The organism is Burkholderia sp. KJ006 (assembly GCF_000262695.1).
Taxonomy (GTDB): Bacteria; Pseudomonadota; Gammaproteobacteria; order Burkholderiales; family Burkholderiaceae; genus Burkholderia; species Burkholderia vietnamiensis.
On sequence record NC_017922.1, the window covers coordinates 14,566 to 41,083 of the forward strand.

The 26,518-nt window shown below is 63.5% G+C and carries 21 protein-coding genes; 12 read left to right on the forward strand and 9 right to left on the reverse strand.

Annotation, left to right across the window (positions count from 1 at the left end):
- Window positions 1–193 precede the first annotated feature (193 nt).
- The 3 genes from MYA_RS24270 to MYA_RS24280 all read right to left on the reverse strand — a co-directional run bounded on the left by MYA_RS24270 (window position 194) and on the right by MYA_RS24280 (window position 2,933).
- On the reverse strand, window positions 194–862 hold the full coding sequence (locus MYA_RS24270) for a ProQ/FINO family protein (protein ID WP_014725501.1): 669 nt from the start codon (window positions 860–862) through the stop codon (window positions 194–196).
- 798 nt (window positions 863–1,660) lie between these two features.
- Window positions 1,661–2,152: a flavodoxin family protein gene (locus MYA_RS24275; RefSeq protein ID WP_011879636.1), complete on the reverse strand. Its 492-nt coding sequence runs from the start codon at window positions 2,150–2,152 to the stop codon at window positions 1,661–1,663.
- Window positions 2,153–2,279: 127 nt separating this feature from the next.
- Entirely contained in the window at window positions 2,280–2,933 is a 654-nt protein-coding gene (locus tag MYA_RS24280; protein ID WP_014725502.1) for a TetR/AcrR family transcriptional regulator, read from the reverse strand.
- Window positions 2,934–3,017: 84 nt separating this feature from the next.
- Here MYA_RS24280 and MYA_RS24285 point away from each other — a divergent pair, with 84 nt between their 5' ends.
- The 3 genes from MYA_RS24285 (at window position 3,018) to MYA_RS24295 (ending at window position 7,307) form a co-directional block, all read left to right on the forward strand.
- Entirely contained in the window at window positions 3,018–4,142 is a 1,125-nt protein-coding gene (locus tag MYA_RS24285; RefSeq protein ID WP_014725503.1) for an MBL fold metallo-hydrolase, read from the forward strand.
- Between the two features lie 1,445 nt (window positions 4,143–5,587).
- Window positions 5,588–6,283: a ParA family protein gene (locus MYA_RS24290; RefSeq protein ID WP_014725504.1), complete on the forward strand. Its 696-nt coding sequence runs from the start codon at window positions 5,588–5,590 to the stop codon at window positions 6,281–6,283.
- Window positions 6,276–7,307, forward strand: a complete 1,032-nt coding sequence (locus MYA_RS24295) for a ParB/RepB/Spo0J family partition protein (protein WP_014725505.1) — start codon at window positions 6,276–6,278, stop codon at window positions 7,305–7,307. Before MYA_RS24290 ends, MYA_RS24295 begins: the two co-directional genes overlap by 8 nt.
- A gap of 89 nt (window positions 7,308–7,396) precedes the next feature.
- On the opposite strand, the gene MYA_RS24300 is transcribed toward MYA_RS24295, so the two are convergent.
- A complete protein-coding gene (locus MYA_RS24300) occupies window positions 7,397–8,713 on the reverse strand; it encodes a replication initiation protein (protein WP_011879642.1) in 1,317 nt (438 codons plus the stop codon).
- 2,349 nt (window positions 8,714–11,062) lie between these two features.
- Between MYA_RS24300 and MYA_RS24305 the strand changes: the two genes are divergently transcribed.
- A complete protein-coding gene (locus MYA_RS24305) occupies window positions 11,063–11,389 on the forward strand; it encodes a hypothetical protein (RefSeq protein WP_011879644.1) in 327 nt (108 codons plus the stop codon).
- Between the two features lie 216 nt (window positions 11,390–11,605).
- Here MYA_RS24305 and gcvA read toward each other — a convergent pair whose 3' ends face one another.
- On the reverse strand, window positions 11,606–12,511 hold the full coding sequence (gene gcvA, locus MYA_RS24310) for a transcriptional regulator GcvA (protein ID WP_041494333.1): 906 nt from the start codon (window positions 12,509–12,511) through the stop codon (window positions 11,606–11,608).
- A 139-nt stretch (window positions 12,512–12,650) separates the two neighbouring features.
- On the opposite strand from gcvA, the gene MYA_RS24315 reads away from it, so the two are divergent.
- Together MYA_RS24315 and MYA_RS24320 are read left to right on the forward strand one after the other, a co-directional pair.
- Window positions 12,651–13,946, forward strand: coding sequence for an adenylosuccinate synthase (locus MYA_RS24315; protein WP_014725507.1), 1,296 nt, complete (start codon window positions 12,651–12,653; stop codon window positions 13,944–13,946).
- 240 nt (window positions 13,947–14,186) lie between these two features.
- Window positions 14,187–15,128: a LysR family transcriptional regulator gene (locus tag MYA_RS24320; protein WP_014725508.1), complete on the forward strand. Its 942-nt coding sequence runs from the start codon at window positions 14,187–14,189 to the stop codon at window positions 15,126–15,128.
- A gap of 312 nt (window positions 15,129–15,440) precedes the next feature.
- On the opposite strand, the gene MYA_RS24325 is transcribed toward MYA_RS24320, so the two are convergent.
- Window positions 15,441–16,148 (reverse strand): dienelactone hydrolase family protein, encoded by a 708-nt coding sequence (locus MYA_RS24325; RefSeq protein ID WP_041494334.1) that lies wholly within the window; start codon window positions 16,146–16,148, stop codon window positions 15,441–15,443.
- A 262-nt stretch (window positions 16,149–16,410) separates the two neighbouring features.
- A complete protein-coding gene (locus MYA_RS24330) occupies window positions 16,411–16,722 on the reverse strand; it encodes a DUF4148 domain-containing protein (RefSeq protein ID WP_014725510.1) in 312 nt (103 codons plus the stop codon).
- An 877-nt stretch (window positions 16,723–17,599) separates the two neighbouring features.
- Here MYA_RS24330 and parS point away from each other — a divergent pair.
- Entirely contained in the window at window positions 17,600–18,055 is a 456-nt protein-coding gene (gene parS, locus MYA_RS24335; protein WP_014725511.1) for a type II RES/Xre toxin-antitoxin system antitoxin, read from the forward strand.
- Complete coding sequence (locus MYA_RS24340; RefSeq protein WP_011879651.1) at window positions 18,052–18,531, forward strand: RES family NAD+ phosphorylase; 480 nt, start codon at window positions 18,052–18,054, stop codon at window positions 18,529–18,531. The genes parS and MYA_RS24340 overlap by 4 nt, the downstream gene beginning before the upstream one ends.
- 34 nt (window positions 18,532–18,565) lie before the next feature.
- Here MYA_RS24340 and MYA_RS24345 read toward each other — a convergent pair whose 3' ends face one another.
- Together MYA_RS24345 and MYA_RS31765 are read right to left on the reverse strand one after the other, a co-directional pair.
- The gene (locus MYA_RS24345; protein WP_041494335.1) at window positions 18,566–19,504 is read right to left on the reverse strand and encodes a tyrosine-type recombinase/integrase; all 939 of its coding nucleotides are present in this window, start codon (window positions 19,502–19,504) and stop codon (window positions 18,566–18,568) included.
- 91 nt (window positions 19,505–19,595) lie between these two features.
- Window positions 19,596–19,766: a hypothetical protein gene (locus MYA_RS31765; RefSeq protein WP_155624560.1), complete on the reverse strand. Its 171-nt coding sequence runs from the start codon at window positions 19,764–19,766 to the stop codon at window positions 19,596–19,598.
- A 166-nt stretch (window positions 19,767–19,932) separates the two neighbouring features.
- Here MYA_RS31765 and MYA_RS24350 point away from each other — a divergent pair, with 166 nt between their 5' ends.
- The 4 genes from MYA_RS24350 (at window position 19,933) to MYA_RS24365 (ending at window position 26,514) form a co-directional block, all read left to right on the forward strand.
- On the forward strand, window positions 19,933–20,472 hold the full coding sequence (locus tag MYA_RS24350; protein ID WP_014725513.1) for a hypothetical protein: 540 nt from the start codon (window positions 19,933–19,935) through the stop codon (window positions 20,470–20,472).
- A gap of 674 nt (window positions 20,473–21,146) precedes the next feature.
- Complete coding sequence (locus MYA_RS24355) at window positions 21,147–22,397, forward strand: metallophosphoesterase family protein (RefSeq protein WP_014725514.1); 1,251 nt, start codon at window positions 21,147–21,149, stop codon at window positions 22,395–22,397.
- A 3-nt stretch (window positions 22,398–22,400) separates the two neighbouring features.
- On the forward strand, window positions 22,401–25,871 hold the full coding sequence (locus MYA_RS24360; RefSeq protein ID WP_014725515.1) for an ATP-binding protein: 3,471 nt from the start codon (window positions 22,401–22,403) through the stop codon (window positions 25,869–25,871).
- Between the two features lie 118 nt (window positions 25,872–25,989).
- Window positions 25,990–26,514: an HD domain-containing protein gene (locus tag MYA_RS24365; RefSeq protein WP_014725516.1), complete on the forward strand. Its 525-nt coding sequence runs from the start codon at window positions 25,990–25,992 to the stop codon at window positions 26,512–26,514.
- Window positions 26,515–26,518: the final 4 nt, after the last annotated feature.

Sequence of the window (26,518 nt, forward strand, 5' to 3'; positions counted from 1 at the left end):
ACCCACGGGCCAAGCGCCGTCGACCGCCAGGCAGTTCGATGCCGGTGCGATGATGGAAATCAGGTGATGGCGGTGTGGGCAGTGCAGGTCGTACCGACGCGCTCTTGAGCGTTCGCCGGTCCGTCACACGATGCACTGCATACGCAGCGCGGACTGGATGTTGCCGCGCGCTCGCGCGGCAACACATCGGGCGTTACTCGTTCGCAGCCGTCTGCTGTTCGGCCTGCGATGCTGCGTCCGAAGGCGCATCCGTCGGTGCATCTGCGGCCGCCGGCTGCGCTACTGCCGCGTCGACAGGCGCCTGCGCTTTCGGCTGCTGCGGTGCACCCTTTGCTGCCTGCGCCCCACCCTTGCCCGGCCGGCGCGATTTCAAGCGGCGCGCGCGCGCGGCATCGTCGTGCGTCACGCGACCGGCTTCGTTACCTTGCAGATCGACCCGCACCGCGTCTTCGACCAGACACGACCAATAACGATTGCCGCGGCACCACGTGGACATCGCTTCGCGCAACTCCGCTTCGCTCAGCCCGACGGACTGCGCCTCGCGCGCGAGGTCGTCCCAGATGCCGACCTTCAGGGGCACCTTCGGAGCCGGATTCTTCGGGAATGCGCGCGGGAAGCGACGCTGCAGTTTGCCGATCGCGACGATGACCGGATCGACCGGCGTCGACGGTTTCGCCGAAGCGGATTTGGCGCCGGACGGCGCTTTGGCCGGGGCACCCGATTTGGCCCCGCGAGCCGGCCGGTTGCCCGACTTGGGCTTTGCACCGGCATCCGGTTGCGTTGCCGGTTGCTTCGCGTTGCGCTCCTGCTTGGCCTTTGCTGCGAGCTGCGCCCGCAATTCGGCAAGTTGTTCAAAACCCATAAATTCAATCCACCAGGAATATAAGGCGTGGTTCGTGCAGCCGCTTCGCACATCGACATCCGCCGCATCGCATGCGGCTTGTTTGCCGCCGATGCACGCGATTGCGGGGCCGCATCGCCATCGCCGCTGTTTCAGGCACCCGGCCACGATGCCGGAGAAGGCAGGAGTGGAAGTATACCGGTACGCGCGACGGTCGGTTCGCCGACGGGTTCATATTTGGCTGGAACCGGGGCCGCGGGGCGTCCGAATCAGCGTGCTGCGCATTATCGCTGCGTTTTCGTCGAATAACGACCGCGTGTTACGTAGCGCCGCTTTACCCGCGTTTGAGGTGCGGTGCGTAATGCGTGTAATGCGTGCGTTGTTCCGCCGCACGAAACTTGGACGTTGTCATTGGCGGCGTTGGCGTTCGCATGTCGCGTTACGGGTCATTCAACATATGGCTGTGCCATCCTTTGCATGCTGCGTGTCGCGCGGTCGGTGCGTTCAGTGATTCGCGTCACACGCTGCCGTGGTGGCCTTGGTTGCGTATGCATCGATATGCAATCGCATGCCATGTGGGCACTCGTACGATGGCGGCGACGGGAGGCGGCATCAGGTATCTCCGGTCGACGGCATGTGCCAACGACGATCGGCAGCATCTACATCGGATCCAGCAATACAACGGAAATTGGCGCAGTGCGCCTCGTCCGCATTACATCGAAGCTGCGAATCTTCCAATTGGTAGCAACGGAGCCGCTTATTGGGAAGCGTCGTGTATGGGACTGCTTCGTATCAACGGGTTCGCATTGACATCATCGATCAAAACACGCCAAGCGCTAACCCGGCAGCAAGCGCTGCACCGGTCTCCGCGCAGCGCTCGAGATCCTCGCGGTCGATCATTTTCGGCGCCAGGATGCGCTCGGGCGTTTGCGCGTGGGTACAGACGATCAAGCCCGGCACCACACGCCTGAGCCGCCATCCGGTCGCGATTCGATCGATCTGGCGCAGCGCGTTCTGTCCGTCGCTGCCCGCACAAATCATCGCCGCATACGGACGACCGTTCACGCGATCGACCGCCGCGTAGTAACAGCGGTCGAAGAAGTCTTTCATCATCCCGGACATCGCCGCGAGATTTTCCGGCGTCGCGAACAGATATGCGTCGGCGGCGAGCACGTCGTCTGCGTGCGTCTCCTCGGCACGCTGCAACCGAACGTCGACGCCCGGCTGCTCGCGCGCCGCGGCGGCGGCCGCTTCGACCATTTGCCGTGTGCCTCCGGTCATCGTGTGATAGACGATCAACAGCGTCTTCATCTGTATTCGCTCTCTCTATTCGGTCGCGTCAGATTCAGCCGCGCTGATGGCGGGTAGCGGAGTGCGCGTGGGCCCGCATCTGCGCGTTGTCCAATTGCGGCGCGTGACTGCTGCATTGGATACCGGATTAGCCCCGCGCCGGCGCCGACGAATCCGCGTCGGCCGGACGGCCGTAGTACGTGAGAAACATGTCCGCGGCCGCTTGCGCGACCTTTTGCTGCTGCGCAACTTCGAGCGGCGGCTGACCAAGCGTCACTTGCGGCCAGAACGCGAACGCCTTCACGATGCCATGCAGTTGGTGGGCAGCAAATTCCGGATCGGGAGCGGACAGGCGACCGGCCGCCGCGGCCGCGCGAATCCAGACGGTCAAATCCTCCTCGCGTTCGCCAATGCGCTCCACCATGTCGCGTGAACGTTCCGGCGAGTGAATGACGGCGCCGATCGCAACGCGTGCCAGTGCGAGAAACGCTTCGTCGCTCAGCAGCCGCAGTTTGCGGTCAAGCAATACGAGCAACTGCTCCCGCAGCGGCACGTCTGCGCGATAAGCGGACACGCCGACGGTGCACGTCGCATCCCATAAGCGATGCAGGATCGCGGCGAACAACGCCTCCTTGCCGGGGAAATGGTTGTACACCGTGCGCTTCGACACATTTGCGCGCGCGGCGATGCGATCCATGCTGGTCGCGTCGTAGCCTGCCGCGAGAAATTCCTTGATCGCGGCATCAAGGATGGCCGCTCGCTTTCTTTCGGTCAGGCGCTCAGAGGGTGTGTTCGTATTCATGAAAGAAATTCTATACCGTTGAGTTTACTTTTCGCCCAACAGGTCTACACTGCTCGGTGTACTTTTATTGACGGGAAATCAAATATGGCGTCCCCGCTCGTTTTTCTTCATCGGGTCCTCGGTATCGCAGCCGCGAGGCGTGGCCGCGATTTGTCCGGCGGCTCGCCACAACACAATGGCGAGCGCTTCCGCAACACGACGGCAAGGCCCGCGGAGAGTTTTGGCAAGACGCTTCGCATCGCCTGGAACATGCTGTTCAACAAACCGCGCAACACGGTGCCGACGGGCGTTTTACCAATCGATCCGCTTACTCGCGAGCAACTCGACGCAGCTCCGGATCGGAGCCTGTATCGGCTCGGGCATTCGACGTTGCTATTCAAGTTGCGCGGCGACTTCTGGTTGACGGATCCGGTATTCGCCGAGCGAGCATCGCCGTTTCGGCGCGTGGGCCCGAAACGCTTCCATGCGCCGCCGATTGAACTCGGCGATCTACCGCCGTTGCGCGGCGTGATACTTTCCCACGATCACTATGATCACCTCGATCGCGATGCGGTGTGCGCGCTGGCGGACACCACGAGTGTCTTCGTTACGACGCTCGGTGTCGGCGACCGCCTGATCGAATGGGGCATCGACGCCGGGAAGGTGCGCCAGCTCGACTGGTGGCAAAGCGTTGACGTCGCCGGCCTGACGCTCACCGCGACGCCCGCCCAGCATTTTTCGGGGCGCAGCCTGTTTGACGGCAATAGCACGCTGTGGGCGTCGTGGGTCATCGTTGACGACGAACTGCGCATGTTCTTTAGTGGCGACACCGGGTACTTCGACGGCTTCCGAATGATCGGCGAGCGCCTCGGACCGTTCGATGTGACATTCGTCGAGACCGGAGCGTACGACCCGCAATGGCCATACGTGCATATGCAGCCGGAGGAGACAATCCAGGCCCATATTGATCTGCGAGGTCGTACGCTGATCCCAATTCATAACGGCACATTCGATCTCGCGATGCATTGCTGGCACGAACCGTTCGAACGTGTCACCGCGTTGTCGGTCGCCCACGGCATTCAATTGTCGACTCCAAGGATGGGCGAGCGGGTGGATCTCAACGAGCCGCATCGCGGCGAACGGTGGTGGCGAACAGTTAAGCAGGCATTGGCGGCGCCTTCCAAGAAGGTGTGGCGATGGCCATTGTGCGCAGCGCGATCGGCGAAGTAGACGCACGGAGTCGGGGCGGCTATGCGTCGATTTGTCTGCGCCCCGTGGCGCTAGCGCATCTCGCTCCTGAAGCCCCATGCGAAAAAACAACCAATTGGCTTCGGGGAGTCTGCGGTTGCTCAGCGACGCGATTGTCGATCACCCTGCTGGGAATCGTGTCGTCGCGGGCTTTAGTGTCGGGAACACTGATTCGGATTCGGCAGCACCCGCCTCTCGCCGATCGGAGGTTGGCGCCTTTTCAACCACGAACTCTAGGGTCCCCGCCGTCATCGGTCGGACTAACAGTTGCGCGCCCGCACTGTGTTGTCACGTGACAACTGCACATTGCGCCCCTGCGGAAACCGCTCCACCGCCCGCTCGAATGTATCGCAAACTACATAATACGTTTCAAATACAATGAATGTAGTCGTATTGAGGGTGCCCTGGAGAATTTCAGACCCGGTCGCGCATGTGCCCCCTAATTCGAGCCGGCAATGGCGGATCTTCCCGTGAAACAACATGAAAAATGCTGGGCAAACCATTGCAGGATAAGGGTTTCCGCTTGCGCCCGCTTTTTGGAGAAATGTTTCACGGCCAGTGGGCCGGCACGTCTAGTTGTCACATCGTCGCCGAGAATCTCCCGTTAATGTGACGCGATGAGGGGCGCTATCTGCCCCACTCCACACCTGGCTGGCGCTCAGTACGCGAGACCGCACAAAACCCGACATCCGACAGCTTCGGATGAGCATGTACGACGCGATATTGGGGTCATATCATCGCCGGGCCGTCATGGCATGCAGGGCTGTAGGTCGTTGGCCCGTCGCCGAGCGTCACCCGCGGCCGATGTTTCTCCGAGCCCCGCTCGCATATGACGAACCGACGAGCGGTTGTTACGTGACAACCCAGTCGGACCCTCGGTCTTATCCCCAGAGCAATCGAAATCCGGCGCGCGCCGTAACGCGCTGCACTTCGGATCCTGCAGTATTAACGCCAGCCGCCGCTTGGGCGCAAATCGTTGTCACGTGACAACCCGCCTTCCGCATTGGGCCGCATTTGAGCGTGGCCCGTGGCCGGCAGCAAGGTTTAGAACCGCATCAAAAGCAAGGTGCCAATGCGCTATACGCAAAGAATCCACGATTGCTGGTCGCCCACACCGTTGTCAATGAAAACCTTCATTAAGGGATCGGTGCGCAGGCGTCCACGGCAGTTGAGCGTTCGCGCAACCCAACAGGAAATACGGGCAACCCGGCTCAATGAGTGCATAGAAGAGCAACTCGTCACTTCGGCAATCACCGCCGGATTTAAAGTCATTCCGTTCGTGCCGCTCGAAGGCCAGCTACGGTAGCTATCTGGCCAACTTGTCACGTGACAAACTCAAGCCATGGTTCTCGTCTCGAAATAACTCGTCTCTCTGGACTTTCCAAAAATATTTGCATATATTACGCAAAACTCCTTGGAGAGATTTAATGGCTTTCAAGATCGCCGTCAGCAACCAAAAAGGTGGGACCGGAAAGACGACCATCTCGGTCAACATCGCGGCCGCCTTCGAAGCAGGCGGCAACAAAGTCGCCTTGATCGATGCCGATCCCCAAGGCACTTCAGTGCGATGGGTCACGAGCGGGGAAAATACGCTTCCGATGACGGTCCTGTCCCTCGCCCCGGCCGGCCGAGGAATCGGTGGCGAGATCAAAAAACAAGATGCGAATTTCGACGTAATCGTCGTCGATTGTCCGGGTAACCTCGAAGATCCACGAATCGCATCAGTGCTTGAAGTCGCCGACTTCTGCCTGGTGCCGCTGTCGCCGTCGCCCGCCGACCTTTACAGTACCGTCGCCATGATTCGCATGATCGAGTCGATGCGAGCCGTTAGAAACCCAAATCTTTCTTCTGCGTTGATGTTAAATAGCGTCAATGGAAAAACTAAAATGAGAGAAGAGATTTTAAAAATTCTAAAGGCAGAAGAAATAGGGGAGCATCTGCTCGATAGTCAGATCGCGCAGCGCGAGGTCTACCGGCAGACGTTTGCTCTCGGCACGACGATTCACCATCACAACCGATATCTGAAAGGGCTGAAGGAGGCCCGCGCGGAGATCGAAAAACTCGTTACAGAAATGGCCCAATACATCGCGTCGACGCGCGCCACCGGAGCGGCTCATGGCTAAGGACACTTCGAAGGAAAAGAAGCCGACGGGCAATCTGCATCTCGCGGCCGGTCTGCTGCGCGGCCTCGCGCAAGAAAACGCCGCACTGGAAACGCGCTTGCCCGAGCCCTCGGCGGCGTCGAATACCGCCGTCGAAGCCGCGATCGCAATCGCGCCGACCGTGACGACGCCAACCGATACACCCGACCTCGGCGCACCGCAAAAAGTCGCGGTCAAGGACTGCATCCCGAATCCGTTCAACCCACGCGTGTTCTACTCTGAATCGAGCCTGCACGAACTGGCGTTGACGCTGAAGCGGGAAGGGCAGATCGAGCCGATCAAGGTGACGCGCCTTCCGGAATTCCCGGGCAAGCTCGTCGTGATCGATGGTCAACGCCGCCTGCGTGCGACGAGCATCAACGGCGACGAGACGATCAACGCGACGTTCCGTACCGATCACACGCCCGAGCAGCTCTACACGATCGCGTACCGCGCGAACCACGACCACGAACGCCAGACGATCTTTGACGATGCGGTCGCGTGGAAGCGCCTGCTCGACGAAAAGGTCTTTCCCGACCAGAACACACTCGCGGAAAAGATCGGCAAGGACAAAGCGTCGATCAGCAAGACACTATCGCTGAACGCACTGCCCAACACCCTCCTCGAGCGGATGGCCAGCGCCAACGACGTGGTCGGCCTGCAAGCGGCATATTTCCTGAAACTGATTTTCGAACGGGTTGGCGAAGCGGCTGCCGACCGTCTGCTCACCGCCGTCATGGAGCGCAAAAAGTCGGTGCGCGATCTGGAGAACTTCCTGCGTACGCAAGGCGACGGCAACAAGAAGACGGGACGCACGCGCTACAGCGTTCGTCACGATTTCGCGCTCGAGTCGCGCGCGGTCGGCCAGTTGAAGACCTACCCGGACGGACGACTCGATCTGCAGCTGAAAGGAGTCGATACGTCGCACCAGGAAGCCCTGGCCGATCAGCTCAAAGCCGTGATCGACGCATACGTGGCCGAATTGGCCGTCGCGGCTCAGAAGTAAGCACTAAGAACCACGACCACGCATCTGCATCGCGACGCGTCGCCGGCCGAAGCCCGGCACGCGTCGCCTGACAAGCTGCGAGGCCGCTCTCAATTCGTCGCGAGGCTGCTCTTCAGCAGAAATTCGAGCAGATCGTCCGACGTCGGTTCGCCCCAGGTGTCGAGCGCCAGCCATCGGAAGAAGCTCGTTTGTGCGAGCTTGCTTGCCTTCTTCTTCGGCGACAGCGTGAGATCCTTCGAGCCTGCCACCGTCTCGTTGTAACGCTCGATCAGCTTGGTCTGATCGTCGATCTCCAGTTCGCGGAAATACGCGCCCGCTTCGTCGACCTTCGCGGCCAGGTATTTGTCGCGGATCTGCTCCTGCTTGCTCTGCGCGGACTCCTTGGCCGGCGCGGCGGCTTCCGTGCCTTGTCCATCGGACAACGTATAGCCGTGCGTAAGCGCCTTGCGGAAATACGCGCCGACGTTGTCGACCGGTGCCGCGTTCTTTTTCGTTGTCCGATTGAGCGTGTACGCAATCGCCGCCTTGATGCGCTGCACTCCATATTGCGTGATCAGACGACGCGCCTCGGAACGCGGGATGCCGAACTTGGCCACTTCGTCGACGAGCGCTTCGTTCTTGACGTCACCTTCTTCGACCGTATCCGCGCTCTGCTTGCGCGTCACCTTGAACTGAACGGCCTCCACGCTGCGGCCCGACTTGTGTTCGATCAGCTCGAGCGTATGGTCGGAAACTTCGTTCACCTCCTGAATGCAGGGCACGAGGACCTTGCTCTTGAAGAGCTTGTATTCCTTGTACGACTGCGATGCCTTGTCCTGGCCGAGGATCAGATCGCGGAACTTGGGCAACGGAATCTTCGCCGTGATGCCGATGCCCTCGTAGCGCACGGTGTTCTCCCACAGCGCGAGCGAGTGCGAGCGCCGAAACTCACGCGCAATCCGCATATCGATGAGCGCGTAAATTTCAGGATTGAGCAGTTCGCTACGGATCTGGTCCGAGAAGCTGTACTTGAGCACCGACTGCTCGAGCTCGGCGCCGGCGAGCAGGCCCGACGCCTTCCACACGGTCGACCGATCTGCGGCAAGGTAGTCCCAGTTGACGACGGTACTGATCAACGAGTTGACCGTGTCCTTCACGTACTTGGTGTTGTTGCTGTTCAGCCCGCTCTCGTGCGAAAGCGCCGCAATCGAGATCGAAAAGCTCGTGCGCCCCGGTTCGAACGCTTCCTGACGCAGCGCATTCTTGATCAGCGAACTGAACATCTTGCGCTGCTGCAGACCGATCTTTCCGGACTTCGGCGCGATGTGAATAGCCTGAACCGCCTTGCGCAGCAGATCGGGCGGCTCGGGCGTCTGGAACAGAGAGACCTGCTTGTCGGAGCCTTTGATTGCGGGCTTGCGCGGCATCGTGATGTCCGGAGAAGGTGACCTTATTGATGGCGGACTTTATACCTTTTCGCGTAATCCAGCAACTGGCGATCCTCTAGCAATACTTTCAGTAACTCTTACAACGCATTGTTTTATAAAGATAATCAATCTGTTTTGCCACGCTAAATCTGCCCCATATCCATATACCTTTTCGCCACAATGCGTCCCAAAACCAGCTACCTATGCGCCAGATCAATCGAATCCGGCACGGGTCTTGCCCAGCTCAAAGGTAACCGTTCATGGGAAACAGGCATGCAGAAAGCTACCCGCGGACCCAAATCGTGGTGCCTTGCAGCACTGGTCCGTTACCTCCCATAAAACGCTACCTTTGCCGAACCCCATGGAAGGCTACCTATCAAGACCGGCCACCGTCGTGCTTTTCGAAGGCAGCGTAAATTCTGTGCGAAGATCGACCCATAAACGGCTACCTTCGAATGCCCCCATAGGAGGTTACCCATGGTGGCTATCGAGCCGGTGGGCGGGCACAGCCTTGTTTAAGATTCCAGGGAAATCGTCGGTGACACCAGTAGTACGCCCCATAACCGGCTACCTTAACGTCGCCCTATAAATGGCTACCTTAGAGAAAACGACCTTGCTCTCCCGTCGCAGCGGTCCGAGCAACTAGCTCCCATAGCCGGCAACCAAAGAGTGTCCCCATAGACTGCTACCTGAGGTACTTCTGCGTAGAAATCCCATAACAGGCTACGCGTGCCCCATATCCACAACCCTAACTTCCCACAGCACGGTACCCGATTCCCCAAATCCACAGACCTGACACCCCATACACTTCCGCCTGTGCTCCCATAAATGGGTACCGAACCCCCCTCAAACCCTTGTGCAATAAGGCTGTGAGCCGGCTAAAAGTAGTTAAAGAAGTAAACGTCGTTTACCAAAGATGTAAACACACGCGTGCCTGTGAGAAAAACCAACCCCCATAAACCGCTACCAATAGGCGCTCTCGGGCAAGGAACCGCACGAAATGTTCTCGCGTTGCCCTCGGCAATGACCGTTTGCCGCCTCGTTCTACTGCGAGGCCACGCCTGACACGGGTTTCCAAAGGGGTGAGTACACACTCACAGCGATGGAAACGTAGCAACTTATGGGATGGAATAGCGGCTTCACGGCCAAAGGTTCCCCCCTATGGGATCGTATAAGGGCTGACGATGCCGAGCGCTTTGCCGAGTATTGGGCGTGCCGAGCAGCTGAGCCTTCCTGCGGCGCGCATCACTTTTGACGCGGCGGTGGAGGAAAATCGCCCGAATCGAGACTTGCGTAGTGTGTTGTGCGTCAGACGTGCCCCTTTCCTGAAAAAGTCGCCCGGAGTCATAGCCGCGCTGTCCCGCGTTTTCGGCGCCCCTACCTGCCCACTATGGAAGCGCCTCCTGTGATGCTTGCCTCACGCAGCCTCACAACTTTCTACCTTTCGACTAGCCGGCACAGTGAGGTTCGGCGCACCACATGGCGGCGATCAACGGCACCAGCGAGAGCGCCCGCGCGTTGCTGCAGAGCTCGACCTGGGCTCGTCGACCGTGCACCTTTTTCGATACCACTGCTGAACGGCGGTGGAATCGTGGAAGGCGGCATCTGTGGGATCCCCCAGGCCATAGTGGCGTGAACAACGCGCCAGGTTGCGCTGACCCAGCACTGAGTCGCGGCTATTAAAAGCGCGACCACAGCCAGGACATGCGGGCGAGATGCCGATCGAACCTTCAAACTGTGCCGTCGACCTCGACGCCATAGCGGCCCCAACACCTGATGCATCCCGACGAAGCGCGCAGACAGGTCACCGGATACCCTGGCGTTGGGTGACCAATCGTCCACCGCGTATGGGAGTGTCAGACGCAGCGCCGCGTACCTATCCCGGACACACCGTGGTCGTTTATGGGGCAAATGAATGGATATAAAACGGAACGACACCGAATAACGGCGCGGCGGAGAGTCCGCCCGCACAGCCATCGACGTCGATGACAAACCCACACTTGACCGGCCCCCACATCGCGCTACGCGCGTGACGCTATTCCCGAGGTGGCGGTGAGCGAAGCACCAAAACGGAGCATCGGAACTTGAAGCGCATCGTATGGCGGAAACGCATCGGGCCGGCCACACGCTCGTCGCGACGTCGAAGCCTAAGATCGCCGACACACGCTGACGGCAACCACGATTGTGGCGTCTCCTCGACATCCCGACGAATGTCGCGACGATAGCGCCACCTTTTCCGCAACCCGGTTATGATGTTCGGGCCCTGTTCGAAATATGAAGACGACCAGGGGCAGGGGCGGTATCTCGATGTACTTCACTCCGTGACCAATCACAAAAGAGAGTTCAGTGATGCGAATCCAGATCAAAAAGCTCGCACTGGCTGCTTCGGCGGCTGCTTTCCTCCTCGGCTCGACCGCGCCGGTATTCGCGCAGACCGATGCCAGCGCACCGGCCGCATCCACCGCGTCGGATGCCAAGGCCGCGAAGCACGAGGCGCGCAAGGCTGCCCGCGCAAAACGCAAGGCCGAACGCAAGGCGGCACGCGCGAAAAACACAGCTGAGCTGAAGAAGCTCGAAGCCGCTGGTTACAAGCCGGCAGCCAACGATCCGAACTATCCGCAGAACCTGCAGAACGCGCAGAAGAAAGCAGCCGAGGCGGCTGGCGCAAGCCAATAAGCGTTATCTGGCGACAAGCCCTGCTCGAACCGGGGTTTGTCGCTCGCGCATGCACAAATGAATGCGCGTCATCCAGTCATCATATGAGTTCGTCTACAGCTGAATTGATTCGTTGTCCTTGGTGATTGAGGTGCAATGATCGTCAGGGTACGTTTCGGCCAACACCGCCATTCGCCTATTCCCAGACGGTTCACTTAGTCAGTGCATCTGACATGATCAGCTGCGCGTTTCCGCGCGCACCACGTTTCCCACCGATTTCAACCAACCCGTGAATGCGCGCACGGATTCATCCTTCGCACGCGCGGTCGGCACGTAAGTGAAGTAGCGCCACGCCGGCAGCGCCGGCTCGCTGAATGGCTGCACCAAACGCCCTTCGGCGATGTCGTCGGCGACGAGCGCGATCGGCCCCATCGCGACGCCGAGGCCGTCGAGCGCACCTTGCAGCGTCAGATAGAAGTGCTCGAGCGTGAGCGAGTGCCGCGGAACCAGATCTGCATGGCCCGCCGCCGCGAGCCACTCGGGCCACATGCCGGGATAGGTTGCCGCATGCAGCAGCGTGAAGCCAGCAAGGTCCGCCGGTGTGCGCAGTTGCCGGCTGTCGAGCAGTTTCGGCGCGCACACCGGCAGCCGGACTTCGGACAGGAATTCCTCGGCGACGTAACCGTCGATCGTCTGCGGGCCGCCTCGGACGATCAGATCGACCTTGTCCCGCAACTTCTCGATCGGCTCGTTCGATGTAGACAGGCGCACCTCGATGGTTGGATGAGCAACCTGGAACGACGACAGCTTCGGCACGAGCCAACGCAGCGAGAACGTCGCCGGCGCGTTGACGCGTAGTACGCGCTGCTGCCCCGCGCCGAATTGCTGCGCAGTCGCGAGCGCGATCCGGTCCAACGCGGCGCCCACTTCAGCGAGATACGCGCGCCCCGCATCCGTGAGCTCGACGCGCCGATTGTGCCGGACGAATAGAGGCCGGCCGAGCCATGCCTCCAGTTGCTGCACATGGCGGCTGATTGCACCGTGCGTCACGCACAGTTCGTCGGCGGCCGACGTGAAACTGCCGAGTCGCGCCGCGGCTTCGAATGCGCGCAATGAATTCAACGGTGGGAGTCGCCGGGCCATTTATCCAGATCTGTGAGATTTCCTCACGCGAATTATCAGTTTCAATCGTTTGATCGCGCAAGCGGGACTGCGCCACTATTGCGTTCAAGCGGCCGGTGGCCGGCGTATATGTCTGGATTTATCACATGGAGGATCGGCCATGCCGAACGTGGTGGTGGTGGGCGCGCAATGGGGCGACGAAGGCAAGGGCCGCGTCGTGGACTGGCTCGCGGCGCAGGCGGATCTCGTCGCACGCTATAACGGCGGCCACAACGCGGGGCACACGCTGGTCGTCGGCGGGAAAACGTACAAGCTTGCACTGCTGCCGAGCGGCATCGTACGCGGCAAGCGCGGCGTGATCGGTAACGGCGTGGCGCTCGATCCGGAGGCGCTGCTGGCCGAGATCGCGCGGATGGCCGAACTCGGCGTGTCGGTGACGCCCGACAATCTGTCGATCGCGGAGAACGCGACACTCGTCCTGCCGATTCACCGCGCAATCGACGAGGCGCAGGAGCGCCTGCGACGCGAGCCGATCGGCACGACGCTGCGGGGAATCGGGCCGGCCTACGAGGACAAGGTCGGCCGCCGCGCGCTGCGCGTCGCCGATCTCGCGGAACCGGACCGGCTTGCCGACAAACTCGACGTACTGGTCGACCACCACAACGCGTGGTTTCGCGGCCTCGGGCTCGCGCCACGCTCGCGCGACGCGATGCTGGCGACGCTGGTCGAGCTCGCGCCGAAGATCCTGCCGTTCGTGCGACCCGTATGGGCCGAACTGAACGACGCTCACGCGCGCGGCGAACGCATCCTGTTCGAAGGTTCGCAGGCCGTGATGCTCGACATCGACTGGGGAACCTATCCGTTCGTGACCTCGTCCGGCACGATTGCGTCGGCGGCTGCGGCCGGCACCGGCCTCGGTGCGTCGAAGCTCGGCCACGTGCTAGGCGTGACGAAGGCCTATGCGACACGGGTCGGCGGCGGCCCGTTCCTCACCGAACTCGGCGACGCGACCGGCGAGCGATTGCGTGCCCGCGGTCGGGAATTTGGTGTCAACACGGGCCGGCCACGTCGTTGCGGATGGCTCGACGCAGCGCAGTTGCGTCAGGCCGTTTGCGTATCCGGCATCGATTCGCTCGCGCTCACGAAGCTCGATGTGCTCGACGGCTTCGAGTCGATCGCGCTGTGCGTCGGCTACGAAGTCGACGGCGCCCGCATCGCTCACCTGCCGACGAGCCTCGATGCGCAGTTGCGCGTCCGGCCCATCTACGAGGAATTCGCCGGCTGGGACGGCACGGTGAAAGGCGTACGTGAGCGTACGGCATTACCGCATGCCGCGCAGGCTTTCATCGAGCGGGTCGAGGCGGTCGCGGGCGCGCCGGTGTCGATGATCACGACCGGCGCCGAGCGCGATGACACGATCGTGCTGAGCAATCCGTTCGACTTCGAACGCGCCTGAGTGCGACGCTGCATGGCGTGCGTGAAGTGATGGCCGCGCCGCGCGCCCACCTGCTGCGGAGCCGGCTCACGGTTGGTCGTCGACGTCGGTTGCCGCGCGCGAACCGCGTTCCCCGCGCGTGCCTGCTGCAAGCTGGACACGTCTGCACTGCTGCGGTACTGTTCCGCACGATTCGCGCCAGCCCGTGCCGTGCCGGAGAGGGCGCTGCAGCGACGCGATTTCAATCCCGGAGACAGGCCGATGGACACGTTACAGATGATGCGCATTTTCGTCCGGGTGGCGGAGGAGGGCAGCTTTACGAGCGCGGCCCAGCGGCTCGACATCACGACTGCATACGCGTCGCGCTCGGTCGCACAACTCGAAACTCATCTGCGCACGCGCCTGCTCAACCGCAGCACGCGCCGCATCGCGTTGACCGATGCGGGGCAGCGTTACCTCGATCGCTGCCAGCGCATTCTCGGCTATATCGACGAAGCGGAGGCCGAGGCGGCAGACGCCCAGGTGAAACCCTCCGGCCGCCTGCATGTGCACGCGACGACGAGTTTCGGTCAGGCGTACCTGGTGCCGGCGGTGGTGCGCTACCGGCAGCGCTATCCGTCGGTGGCGGTGGAACTCACGCTGTCGCAGCATGTGCCCGATATCATCGACGAAGGCTACGACGTGTCGCTGCAATTGAGCACGACGGAACTGCCCGATTCAGGGCTGATCTCGCAGCGGCTAGGCGATGTGCACAGCGTGCTGTGCGCGGCGCCGGCGTATCTGAAGGAGCACGGTACGCCGCGCACGGTACGCGATCTCGAATCGCATGCTTGCCTGCAGATCGTCACGCCGATATTTCCGCGCGATCGCTGGCATCTCGACGGGCCCGACGGACGCGAAACATTCGAGCTGCCGACGTCCGATTTCCAGGTCAATATCGCCGAGGCACTGGGCGCCGCGCTGCGTGCGGGCCTCGGGATCGGCTCGTTGCCGATGTCGACCGCAGTGCCCGCATTGGCGAGCGGCGCGCTGGTGCGCGTGCTGCCGGAGTATCGGCTGCAGAAGCTGACCGTCTACACGCTCTATGCATCGCGCCAGTATCTCGATGCGAAGATCCGGACGTTCGTCGAGTTCCTGCGGGAGTGCGTTCCCGAAATGCTGGCGGCCGACGAAGCGGCGCTGCGCGGGACTTGCGTGTCCTGAGCGATATCTGGCGCTGACGTGGCGTTGTTTGGTGCGCCACAGTTGCAACGGTCAGGAAATGGTGTCGTTCGCGATATGTTCTGCGAAGTTGATGCCCGCGATTAGAGCCGCCATCGTATAAGACGCTCTGCCAGCTTCGACGCGTAGCGTCGAGCGTCAACGATTTCGGCCAGCGTGCCGATGAGGCGGTGGTGGGTAATGCGGGACGGCGGGTCTGCGGTCCCGCATGCACCCCTGTAAACGGACGACGCCACGGAGTCGATCCGTGGCGTTTCGTTTTCAAGCGCAGCAGCGGCAACGCCGGTCAGCGGATCACTTGCTCCAGAGCGTGCGTCCGAAGAACGTCAGCGTTCGATCCCATGCGATCTGCGACCATACCGGATCGAATTGCGTACCGCCGATGCGGCCCGGACCGACCGCCGTCTCGTTTGCAAACGCATGGTGCGCGAGATAGCGGTGGAATTCGATGCCGACGTTCGCGTCCGTCAGCTTCTTCTCCAGCGCGTCGACCTGGTCGATCTTGAAGAAGTCGTCCTGCGTCCCCCAATGGCCCATCAACGGCACCTTGATCTTCGACGCATCGAGGTAGTCGAGCGGCGGGAAGCCATACCACGTGACGCCGGCATCAGCATCGGCAAACTGCAGCGACAGCAACGTCAGCGCACCGCCCATGCAGAAACCGGTGACCGCCACACGCGACGCGCGCGTCTTCAGGTATTGCACTGCACCCGGAATGTCCTGCGAAGCTGCATCGCCGAAGTCGAGCCCGGTCATCAAGTGGTGCGCTTCTTCCTCCTCGACGGTCGACTTGCCGCGGTACAGATCGGGCACCAGCGCGACGTAGCCGCAGCGGGCGAGGCGATCGGCTACACCGCGGATCTGGTCATTCAGGCCCCACCACTCCTGAATGACGACGACCGCGGGCGCGCCTTCGGTCTTTTCCGGTGTGGCCAAGTAGCCTTGCAGTTCCTGGCCGTCCGGACGGCGAAACGTGATCATGGAACCGGATGTTTGAGACATGAAACCGCTCCTTTGCGAGAAATGCGATGAATGCGGCATCGGGCGGCCAGCGAGTGCAGTGTGTCCGGAGACTCGCGGTTCGGTTGCATTCGCTTCGGCCGGCGCCGACCACGCGGCCATTCTATGCGCAAAAGGAGGCACGCTGCGTGACGCGAAGACGGCCGGTCCGTGTGTCGCGTTGCATGCAAATAGGAGCTGCGGGAATGCAATACCCGCCTCGATGAACGGCGGCGGGGTGGCGCGCAGGCTCGGCGCGTCGCGCTTATTGACTGAAGTAGATCGACTCGCGAGCGTCCTGCTTGATGGCAACGACCCGGCCCGCATGCACACCGGCACCGGCCTGAGCACCGTAACCCGTTGTGTCGTTGTTCGTCATACGGGCCTGGGCAGCTTGCAGCGCGTTCGGGTAGTGGGCGTCTGAAAGTTCGGGCTTGTATCCGGCCTGTTCGAGCTGGATCAGTTCAGCGCGGACTTGCTCGCGCGTCAGCTGGCCGGACGAATTCGACTGCGCGAGCGCGGCAGCGGATGCGGACAGCGCGGTAGCAGCGGCAACTGCGTAGATAAAGGACTTCATGGTGACCTCCGGTTCTCGTAGATTTCGCGCTTCGCTGGTTGCGTCAAGCGGTGGATTGCATCGTAGCGAGCGAGATACTGGTCGGAAATACGCGTTCCGGCGAATAATTGTTGCAACTGAGTAAACGGTGGGAGGGAGATACCGCTTGTTGGGGGCGGGGGCGTTTGTACTAAGTTGATGGCGATGCGGCATCGGACGGACGCCGGAGATCTTTTGTTCGAATAGGAACGCTAACTGTAGAGCGAAACTAGGTAGTCATTACCTTGCGGCTCATGTCCACCGTTGCACCTTCATGGATCTGCCAGAACGTTCAGATGCACCATCGCGCCCAGCAGATCATTCACGTGAAGGCTCGATCAAGTCCGCTTCAGGCGCGTAGTCGCGGCGAACCCGTATATATCAATGCTGCGCGAGCATGCGACCACGCTGTCTTCGAGCGGAGGCATCTTCTGGACGCTTATGGGGAATTCGCCATCTGTCCTGTGCGAATCTGTGTTGCCAAAGTGAAGATCGCCAGCCCTTCAACTTGGTTGCGTGAACGAATCCGGCGACATGGTCGCAGTAAAGACCAAACCGACGGCCGGATTTCGACAGCGAATGACCGGCGAACCTTCGCTGCGCCCCAACCTGCGGACGTGCCAGCCCGGCGTGCACCGACGGTACACCATCGGAAAATTTGTCACGTGACAACCGTATGACGTTTCGCTCGACTTTATATACTGAACGAACCAACCGCCACTTCCCGGCCGGTCCCGGCCATAAATACAGCGACAGCGCCAGTAGTCAACGAACGGCACAACCCTTCCTCCCGGCAACATCCGCCCCCAGCCTTCGGCAAAACGCCTATAATGTTTGGGCAAATTGCCGGAGCACACCCATGAGCACGATCGCGTTCCATCCATCGGGCATTGCCCACCCGCGCCAGGCCGAATTTACGATCCTGGAGCAGTTGCTCGCGATTCGCGTTCGCTCCGGAGCCGATCTCGCCGATCTGGCGAACGCACGTGTCGATGTCGCGGTGATTGATCGACTCTCGGAGCGTGGTTTGAAATCCGACGAACTCGCGTTCATCATCCCGCGTCGCACATTGAGTCATCGTCGCCAGGCGCACGAGCGCCTGTCACCCGAGGAATCGGACAAGGCGATCCGGCTCGCGCGGATCGTCGCGCAGGCGATGGCCACGTTCGGCGATGCGGACAAGGCGATGGCATGGCTGCGCAACGGGCTTCAGCGCTTCGGCGGCCGCACGTCGCTCGACATGTCGAGCACCGAGCACGGTGCGCGGCTCGTCGAAGAACTCCTTACGCAGATCGACGAAGGGTACTTCGCTTGACGACGCTCTGGCGGATCAGCAATTACGCCGACCTCAAAGGCGTCGGCGGATTGCGGGCCGGCGGGCGCTGGCACTTCGCCGGACAGCCCGTCGTCTACCTCGCCGAGCATCCGGCGCTTGCGCTGCTCGAGACCCTCGTTCACTTCGAAATCGCCACCGTCGCGCAGTTGCCCAGCGGATACCAGCTTCTCCGCATCGAGGCGTCTGAATCGGTCGACGTTGCCGAGATTTCCGAAGGCGACGCGCCCGCAGATTGGCGTGAGAACGTCGACTGGACGCGCAGCGCCGGCACCGAGTGGTTGCAGACGCAACCGAGCGCGTTGCTGCGCGTGCCGAGCGTCGTCGTCCCGCATGCGCACAACTTTCTGCTGAATCCGCTGCATCCGGCCGCATCCGACGTGCGGATCGCGGAAGTCATGCAGTCGCCGTACGACAGGCGCATTCTGCATCTGGTCCAGACCACTCGACGCGACTAGCGTCCGCTGCGCACTGTCGAGCGTGTCGCGCCGATCACCGCTCGTGCGCGGCGCGATCCGCCGCTGCGTCGGGCGCGAGAGTCCGGCCGATTCGCGTGACCGTTCTTGCGCTGCTCAGGCCGAGCAGCGCGCTGACATTGGCATGCGATCGGCCGTCGAGCAACTGGCGACGCGCATACGTATTGCGCAGTACGCGCGGCCCGAGATCGGTTGCGTGAAAGCCGATCGCCTTCAACGCGTCGCGCACGACCATCAGCAGGAACATGTCGTTCATCGCAGCGCCGCTTCGCGGAGCAGGAAAGAGCAACGTGGAGGCCGGCGCATCGATGGACATCGCGCACCACGCGCCGAGCGGCGCAACCGCAAACGGCGCGACCGGGATCGTACGCGCGGGCCTCGCATGCGTGCGCGGTACGCTGATCGACGGTGGCCGTGCGTCGAGATCGAGCGCATGGCGCGTCGCTGAGCGAATCTCGGCTGACGTGATACCGGTCCCGAGCAGCACTGCAACGATCGCGCGGTTCCGGCACGCGGTGGGCGTATCTCCGGGACGCGGCTGCACGTAGCGCTGCAGCGCCGTGTCGGCTTCGGCCGGCAGATAGCACGGTTCGGGTTCGCTGTCCGGCCATCCTGCGTTGTGCGTCGTCCGGCCAGCCGGATGGATCGTGCGTACATCGGTTTCGACGAGATGTCGGCACAGTCTGTCGATCAGCTTCGCGTAGCGCACGCGCGTCGACGTGCCGGGCGCGCAGCTGCGCTCCAGTTCGCTCAAAAACGCCGCCACGTGATCGGCGCCGAACGTGGCGAGCGACACGCGATGCGCGACGAGATGGCGCAAGAACCGCTCGAACATCGCTGTGTGCTGCACGATCGATCGCGGCGCAAACGGACGACGGTCGGCTCCCCTGGCAGCCGTTTGCTGCCACGCGAGAAACGCACCGACGGGGTCGTGAGTCCAGCGATTCGTGACCATGCCTGATTTATAGCCGTAATGCGGTGCCGCCCGCAATGTTGCCGTCGGCACGTGCAATGCGTTCACGCGTATCGATCGACGTCGAGCGGATTCACGGCAGTTGCTTGCCGCGCAACTTCATACCCGTGGCGCTGCACATATGTTTCGGATCACTACGTGAACGGAGAGGTTCGCTATCAGCCAACGGCATCACGTCGTAATCGCCCATGCCCGCGATTGCGGGCCGCCCGATCAGCGGCCCGCCGACATGATTGTCAAACACTGTGAGTCAATCGTCAGCATTTGCAACCGAAGTAACAGTCGCCGCAATTCGGCGGTTTTCGGCGTTGGCATCGCTACATTAGCTCCACCTGCCGCACGTCGCGGCGAGGCATGCGACAAGCCGCGACAGGCGGCCCGCAGCAACAACGTCTTTAGGGAGAATGACCATGAACAAGATTCGTACGATCCTGCTTGGCGCCGCGCTGACGGCAATCGCATCGGCTGCCTTCGCACAAACGGCTCAGACGGGCGCCGCGGGCTCCGCTGGCGTTGGCGCACAAGTTCAGACGCCGTTGCTCGGCGGCGGCGTGGGCGTGCAGGCGGGTGCCGGCGCGAACGCGGCGGGCTCGGGTGCGGGCGCGGGCAATCTCGTCGGCGGGGCGCTGCACGGCGTCGGCAACACGGTCAGCGGCGTGGGCTCGGCCGCGGGCAACGCGGTCGATGGCGCGACGCACGCAGTCGGTTCGGCTGCCGGCTCGGCCAAGGACGCGGCGACATCGGCTGCGCATGCGACCAAGTCGCACGTGAAGCGCGTCGCAAGTTCCGCGAAGAGCCACGCGCAAGGTGCGGTCTCGACGGCCGGCGACGTCGCCGGCGAAGCGAAGGCAAAGGCCGGCGAAGCGCTCGAAGGTGCGGCGAACCCGGTACAGGGCGGCGCATCGGTCGGATTGAAGGGCTCGGCGTCGGCGCAAGGCGGTGCGCTGTAAGCAGAACGCTTTGAGCGAACACGCGGCCCGCTTCGATTCGGGCCGCGATTGAGCAGAGCCATCGAACTCGATGGAAGCAGCCCGGTCACCTATGTGACCGGGCTGCGTCATTTTATGGAGATAGGCGCTGCCGTCAGCGCTCGCACGCGAATCTAGTCGTTCGAGTCGTTCCGCAAAAGATCCGGCTGACCATAGGCCGATTGATTCGCCGCGGGCGGTCCGCGTCGGGATGCCGATCGCCAGCGCGCCATGCTTAAATAGCGAGGCAAGCTCGCCGCTGCGGGCAAAGCGGGTACAACGATCACCATCGTGACGCGTGACTCCGCTAGGCTTCCACACCGATTTCCCCTTGCTGCACCGCGACGCACGTCGAACACCGCGCGGGCCGCAAATGTGTGGGCAGCTTCGCCGGTCGACAGCGAAACATCGCACGACGCCATGATGCATCGCGTCTACCATGCTTCGCCCGGCACGTTTATCGAGCCGGAGCCACCACGCGCTTGCCGGCGTTCCGGGCCCGGCACATGCCGCGCACCGGCTTTCGGGTACCATCCCGCCCGCAGGGCGACGCGCTCGCAGCGGTTGTGACGCGCATCGCCCCATCGACGGTGCGAGCTTCGTTCAGCGCGCAATCGCCGCGACATCGCCCATCGTCATGAACCAGAGGATTCTTCGTGAAGTTCATCCACGCGGCAGACATTCACCTCGACAGCCCGTTGCACGGCCTGAGCGCCTATCCCGACGCGCCGGCTGCGCAATTGCGCAACGCCTCGCGCGAAGCGTTGCGGCAACTCGTCGATCGAGCGATCGAAGAGGAAGTCGCCTTCCTCGTGATCGCGGGCGACCTCTACGACGGCGACTGGAAGGATCACAACACCGGCATCTTCTTCGGGCAGCAGATGGGGCGCTTGCGCAAGGAAGGCATTCGCGCATTCGTGCTCGGCGGCAATCACGATGCCGAAAGCGAGATGACGAAGAAACTGACGTTGCCCGACAACGTGACGGTGTTCGGCCACCGCAAGCCAGAAACTTTCCGGCTGCCGGAATTCGACGTGGCGCTGCACGGGCAGAGCTTCAAGGACAAGGCTGTCGTCGACAATCTCGCGATCGGCTATCCGGACCCGGTGCCCGGCCATTACAACATCGGCGTGCTGCACACGGCGCTCGAAGGCTATGCCGCGCACGCGAACTATGCGCCGTGCACGCTCGCCGAGCTGCATGCGAAGGGCTACGACTACTGGGCGCTCGGTCATGTGCATGAATTTCAGCAATGGTCGGAGCCCTCAACCATCGTGTTTCCCGGCAACCTGCAGGGCCGCCACATCCGCGAGACGGGCCGCCGCGGCGCGGTGCTCGTGACGGTCGAACAGGGCCGCACGCAGGTCGAGCGTCTGTATCTCGACGTGCTGCGCTGGGAAGCCGTATCGGTCGACGCGTCCGAGTGCCTCACCGTCGCCGATCTGTCGAAGAGAATCGGCCAGTCGCTGGACGCGCTGCTGAGCGTCGACGCACACGTGCCGCGTGCGGTGCGCGTCACCGTCACCGGCCGCACACCGGCGCACGGTCTGTTTTTCGGCCGGGCGCCGCAGTTGCGCGCCGAGGTGCTGAACCAGATCGGCATCGTCGGCAACGATCGGCTGTGGCTGGAGAAGGTCCGGCTCGCGACGTCCGCGCCGGAGCAGCAGAAGGGCGACCGGGAGCAGCTCGAAGCGCTCGAGGATCTGAAGCAGATCCTCGCCGACGCCGCGCACGATCCGGATTTCCTGGCGCTGCTCGAACGCGACCTCAAGCCGTTCGTCGGCAAGGTGCGCAGCGACGTGAAGGAAGAGGTGCCGTTGCTGACGATGGCGCGCGCCGGCGAACTCACGGCGCTCGTCGAGCAGGTCGGTCCCGCGTTGCTCGCGCGGCTCGCGACGGGGGAATAAGCGATGCGCATCAGCCAACTCGATCTGATCCGGTACGGCAAGTTCACCGACGAAACATTGCGCTTTCCGGCAGCCGCGCAGGATTTCCACGTGATCGTCGGGCCGAACGAAGCCGGCAAGTCGACGATCCGGACCGCCGTGTCGGAATTGCTGTTCGGAATGAAATTGCAGACGCCGCTCGACTTTCTGCACGCGACGCCCGACCTGCGGATCGGCGGCGTGCTGGAGGGCAACGCAGGCATGCTCGCGTTTCATCGCGCACGCGGGCGCAGCTCGTTGCGCACGCCTGCCGACGACAAACTGCCCGACGATTACCTCGCGGCGATTCTCGACGGCGCGACGCGCGAATTCTTCGAGCAGATGTTCGGGCTCGACCATGGGCGCCTCGTCGACGGCGGCCGGAGCATTCTCGATGCGTCCGACAAGCTCGGCCAGGTGCTGTTCGAGTCGGCGGCCGGCGTCGGCACGCTCGGGCCCGTGCGCGAGGAGCTCGACGCGCGAGCGGCCGAGCTGTGGGCGCCCCGACGCAGCGGCAGTGCGTTCGCACTGGCCGAGACTTCATACAACGATGCGGTCGGCGAACTGAAGGCGGTTCAGGTGCGCACGCGCGACTGGGTCGAGCGCAAGGAGGCGCGCGACGCGATCGAGCACGAGATCGACCAGGCGCGTGCCGAGCAGCGTCGTCTCGAAACGCTGCGCTCGAAGCTCGAACGCGTGCGGCGGCTGGCGCCGTACCTGAAGGAATTGACCTTCAAGGAAGCGGCGCTCGCGGAACTGGGCGCCGTCGTCGAGCTGCCGCCCAGCGCGTACGCGGACTTGCTGAAGGCGCAAGGCGATTTGGCTGCCGAGCAGAAGGTGCTCGAAGAGCGTCGCGCGGACCTGCTCGCGAAACGGCAAGCGCGCGACGCGATCGTTCCCGATGCCGACGCGCTCGCGCTCGCCGGCGACATCGAAGCGCTCGACCGCTTGCGCGGCGCCTGCATGAACCATGCACAGGATCTGCTGCTGCTCGGCGCCGACGTCGAGCGGCATCTGTCCGCGGCAGCGGCCGCCGCCGCGCAGCTCGGCTGGCCCACCGACGAGCCGTCGCTGCGCGCGGCGTTGCCGACAGCGCTGTCGCTGAAGACGGTCGCGAACCTGTTGCGCGACCACGGCGCGCTGCATCAGGCGCTGAGCGGCGCACGCGAGTCGCTCGACGAGCGCACGCGCGAACTCGCGCACGCGCAGGAACAACTGGCGCGCGTGTCCACCGTCGATGTGCCGCAGGCACTTCGCACCGCGCTTGCCGATGCGCAGGGTTTGCGCGGCAGCGCTCAGCGGGAACAGGCGCTCGAACGCGACATCGCGGCCGCCGAACGCACGCTCGCCGACGCGCTCGATGCGCTCGGCCAGTGGCGCTGGCCGGTCGATGCGCTGCGGGTGCTCGATGTGCCGTCGGCCGCGCGGCTCGGCGTGCTGCTGAACGAAGCCAGCGAGCGCGCGAGTGCGGCGGCAGCCGCGCGCGATGCACGCGACGGCGCGCGCGAAGAACTCGAACGGCTCGAACTGCAGGAGCGGCATTTCGCGGAGACGCACAAGGTCGTCACGACCGCGGAGGTGCTGGCCGCACGCGCACGCCGCGACGTCGCATGGGGCGACGTCCGCGACGGCGCGGTCGACCTGGCCATCGGTGCGCCGGCCATCGACGATGCGATCCGCCTGGCCGACGAACTCGTCGACGCCCAGCTCGGCGCCACGCAAGCGGCGGCCGCGCTGCAATCGCTGCGTCAGCAGGTCGAGTCGGCGCGGGCGGTGCTCACGCGCCGGCAAGCGGCGATGGACGAGCGCGAACGTGAGCTCGCCGCGCATCGCAGCGCGTGGGCGGAACTCGCGACGGCGGCCGGCGTACCCGGCATGCCGCTCGCGGCGATGAGCGACTGGCTCGCGAAGCGCGATTCGGTTTTGGCCGCGCAGGTGGAGCTCGACCGTCAGCGCCGCGAGCTCGCGACGATCCGCGATGCGCGCACCGCGACCGAGCACGCGTTGCGTTCGGCGCTGCGCGCCGTATCCCGCGGCAACGACGCCGACGGGTTGGCGGCGCTCGTCGCGATCGCGGAGACATACGTGCAGACGGCCGAAAAGACGCTCGCGCAGAAGGAGAGCCTCGAGGACCGCGTGCGCGAAGCCGACCGCGGCTGCGCGACCGCGCGCTCGCGGGTCGGCCAGGCCGAGACCGCGTATGACGCCTGGCACGCGCAATGGCTCGAGGCGCTTGCCGACGCACAGCTTTCCGCGAGCGCGGGCACGCTGGCCGCCGCGGAAGGTGCGCTCGGGCTCGCGACGACGGTAACGGCCGAACTCGCTGCGGCCGACGCGCCGCGCAACCGGATGGCCGCGATCCGCGCTGAACTCGCTGCGCTCGAGGCAGGTGCGCGCCGGCTCGCGGGCGCGCTCGCGCCGTCATGGCTGGCGAGCGACGACTGGCTGGACGTCGCGCGCCGGTTGACCGTGCGGCTGGCGGCGGCACGGGAAACGGCACGCGCCGTCGATCGCGCCGACGAGGCGGTGACGCAGGCCGACGACAAGGTGGCCGATGCGGCCGCCGCGGTGGCCGGTGCGCAGGCACGCGTTCAGCCGCTGCTGCAGCTGGCGGCAGTCGCGACGATCGATGCGGCGTTGCCGCTGGCCGAGCGCTCGGATCGGCATCGCGCGCTTCGACAGGCCGTGGACGCCGCGAAGCAAGCGCTGGTGCGCGACGGCGATGGGTTGTCCCAGTCGGCGATCGAGGCGGAAGTCGAGGAGCAGGACATCGCCGACGTGCCCGCGCAGCTCGAAGAAGTGAAGCAGGCGCTCGGCGACATCGGCGCGCGCCTGAACGCGCTCGCCCAGCAACAGGTCGTCGCGCAGCAGGCGTTCGGCGCGATCGACGGACAGGCCAACGCGGCGCTGGCCGAGGCGAAGCGGCAGGAGGCGTTGGCGGCGATGGGCGAGGCGGCCGAGCAGTATCTCGAAGCCGCTACGGCGAGCCGTCTGCTGAAGTGGGCGATCGATCGCTATCGCGACCAGAAGCAGGGGCCGATGCTGCGCCGCGCCGGCGAGATTTTCGCGGGGCTCACGCTCGGCGAATTCGCGCGGCTCACCGTCGACACCGAACGGTCGCCGCCCGCGCTGTATGCGCGGCGCACGAAGGGCACGTCGGTGGACGTCGCGGGCCTGAGCGAAGGCACGCGCGACCAGCTGTTCCTCGCGCTGCGGATCGCAGCGCTCGAATTGCAGCTTGCCAGCCGGCCCGGCTTGCCGTTCGTTGCCGACGACCTGTTCATCAACTTCGACGATACGCGTGCGAAGGCCGGGCTCGAGGCGCTGCGCGATCTGTCGACGCGCACGCAGGTGCTGTTCCTCACGCACCACGATCACTTGCTGCCGCTCGTGCGCGACGTGTTCGGCGTGCAGGTGAACGTGGTGGCGTTGCAGCGCGAGGCGGCCGGTGCGTGATGGCGAGCGGCGCGCTACCCGATAGGTGGGAATGGTCGTTGCGGACAGGTAGTATGTGCGGTTGCGAAATGCCGACGGCCGGCCCGCTCGTCGCGGGCCGGCCACACGAGGGAGCGACATGAACAAGCTGGTAGCCGCCATCGCGTTCGCGGCCGACAAACACCGAAATCAGCGACGCAAGGACGAAGACGCGTCGCCGTACATCAATCACCCGATCGCGCTCGCCGACGTGCTGGCCAACGAAGCGGGCATCGACGACGAGCGCGTGCTCGTCGCAGCGGTGCTGCACGACACGATCGAGGATACGGAGACCACCGAGCAGGAATTGCTGCGACTGTTCGGCAAGGACGTCGCGGACATCGTGATGGAAGTCAGCGACGACAAGTCGTTGCCGAAAGACGAGCGCAAGCGCCTGCAGGTCGAGCATGCGGGCAGCATCAGCCGGCGCGCGAAGCTCGTGAAGCTTGCCGACAAGATCTGCAATGTGCGCGACATCGCACGGCATCCGCCGGCCGACTGGCCGCTCGAGCGCAAGCGCGCGTATTTCGACTGGGCGAAGTCGGTCGTCGACCGGATGCGCGGCGTGCATCCCGGCCTGGAAGCGATCTTCGATGCCGCGTACGCCGCGCGGCCCGCCGAGTGATACG

Bases quoted from the DNA above. Each gene is read 5' to 3' on its own strand.
- MYA_RS24270 (WP_014725501.1), bottom strand. From the start codon at position 862: ATGGGTTTTGAACAACTTGCCGAATTGCGGGCGCAGCTCGCAGCAAAG.
- MYA_RS24275 (WP_011879636.1), bottom strand. From the start codon at position 2,152: ATGAAGACGCTGTTGATCGTCTATCACACGATGACCGGAGGCACACGG.
- MYA_RS24280 (WP_014725502.1), bottom strand. From the start codon at position 2,933: ATGAATACGAACACACCCTCTGAGCGCCTGACCGAAAGAAAGCGAGCG.
- MYA_RS24285 (WP_014725503.1), top strand. From the start codon at position 3,018: ATGGCGTCCCCGCTCGTTTTTCTTCATCGGGTCCTCGGTATCGCAGCC.
- MYA_RS24290 (WP_014725504.1), top strand. From the start codon at position 5,588: ATGGCTTTCAAGATCGCCGTCAGCAACCAAAAAGGTGGGACCGGAAAG.
- MYA_RS24295 (WP_014725505.1), top strand. From the start codon at position 6,276: ATGGCTAAGGACACTTCGAAGGAAAAGAAGCCGACGGGCAATCTGCAT.
- MYA_RS24300 (WP_011879642.1), bottom strand. From the start codon at position 8,713: ATGCCGCGCAAGCCCGCAATCAAAGGCTCCGACAAGCAGGTCTCTCTG.
- MYA_RS24305 (WP_011879644.1), top strand. From the start codon at position 11,063: ATGCGAATCCAGATCAAAAAGCTCGCACTGGCTGCTTCGGCGGCTGCT.
- gcvA (WP_041494333.1), bottom strand. From the start codon at position 12,511: ATGGCCCGGCGACTCCCACCGTTGAATTCATTGCGCGCATTCGAAGCC.
- MYA_RS24315 (WP_014725507.1), top strand. From the start codon at position 12,651: ATGCCGAACGTGGTGGTGGTGGGCGCGCAATGGGGCGACGAAGGCAAG.
- MYA_RS24320 (WP_014725508.1), top strand. From the start codon at position 14,187: ATGGACACGTTACAGATGATGCGCATTTTCGTCCGGGTGGCGGAGGAG.
- MYA_RS24325 (WP_041494334.1), bottom strand. From the start codon at position 16,148: ATGTCTCAAACATCCGGTTCCATGATCACGTTTCGCCGTCCGGACGGC.
- MYA_RS24330 (WP_014725510.1), bottom strand. From the start codon at position 16,722: ATGAAGTCCTTTATCTACGCAGTTGCCGCTGCTACCGCGCTGTCCGCA.
- parS (WP_014725511.1), top strand. From the start codon at position 17,600: ATGAGCACGATCGCGTTCCATCCATCGGGCATTGCCCACCCGCGCCAG.
- MYA_RS24345 (WP_041494335.1), bottom strand. From the start codon at position 19,504: ATGGTCACGAATCGCTGGACTCACGACCCCGTCGGTGCGTTTCTCGCG.
- MYA_RS24350 (WP_014725513.1), top strand. From the start codon at position 19,933: ATGAACAAGATTCGTACGATCCTGCTTGGCGCCGCGCTGACGGCAATC.
- MYA_RS24360 (WP_014725515.1), top strand. From the start codon at position 22,401: ATGCGCATCAGCCAACTCGATCTGATCCGGTACGGCAAGTTCACCGAC.
- MYA_RS24365 (WP_014725516.1), top strand. From the start codon at position 25,990: ATGAACAAGCTGGTAGCCGCCATCGCGTTCGCGGCCGACAAACACCGA.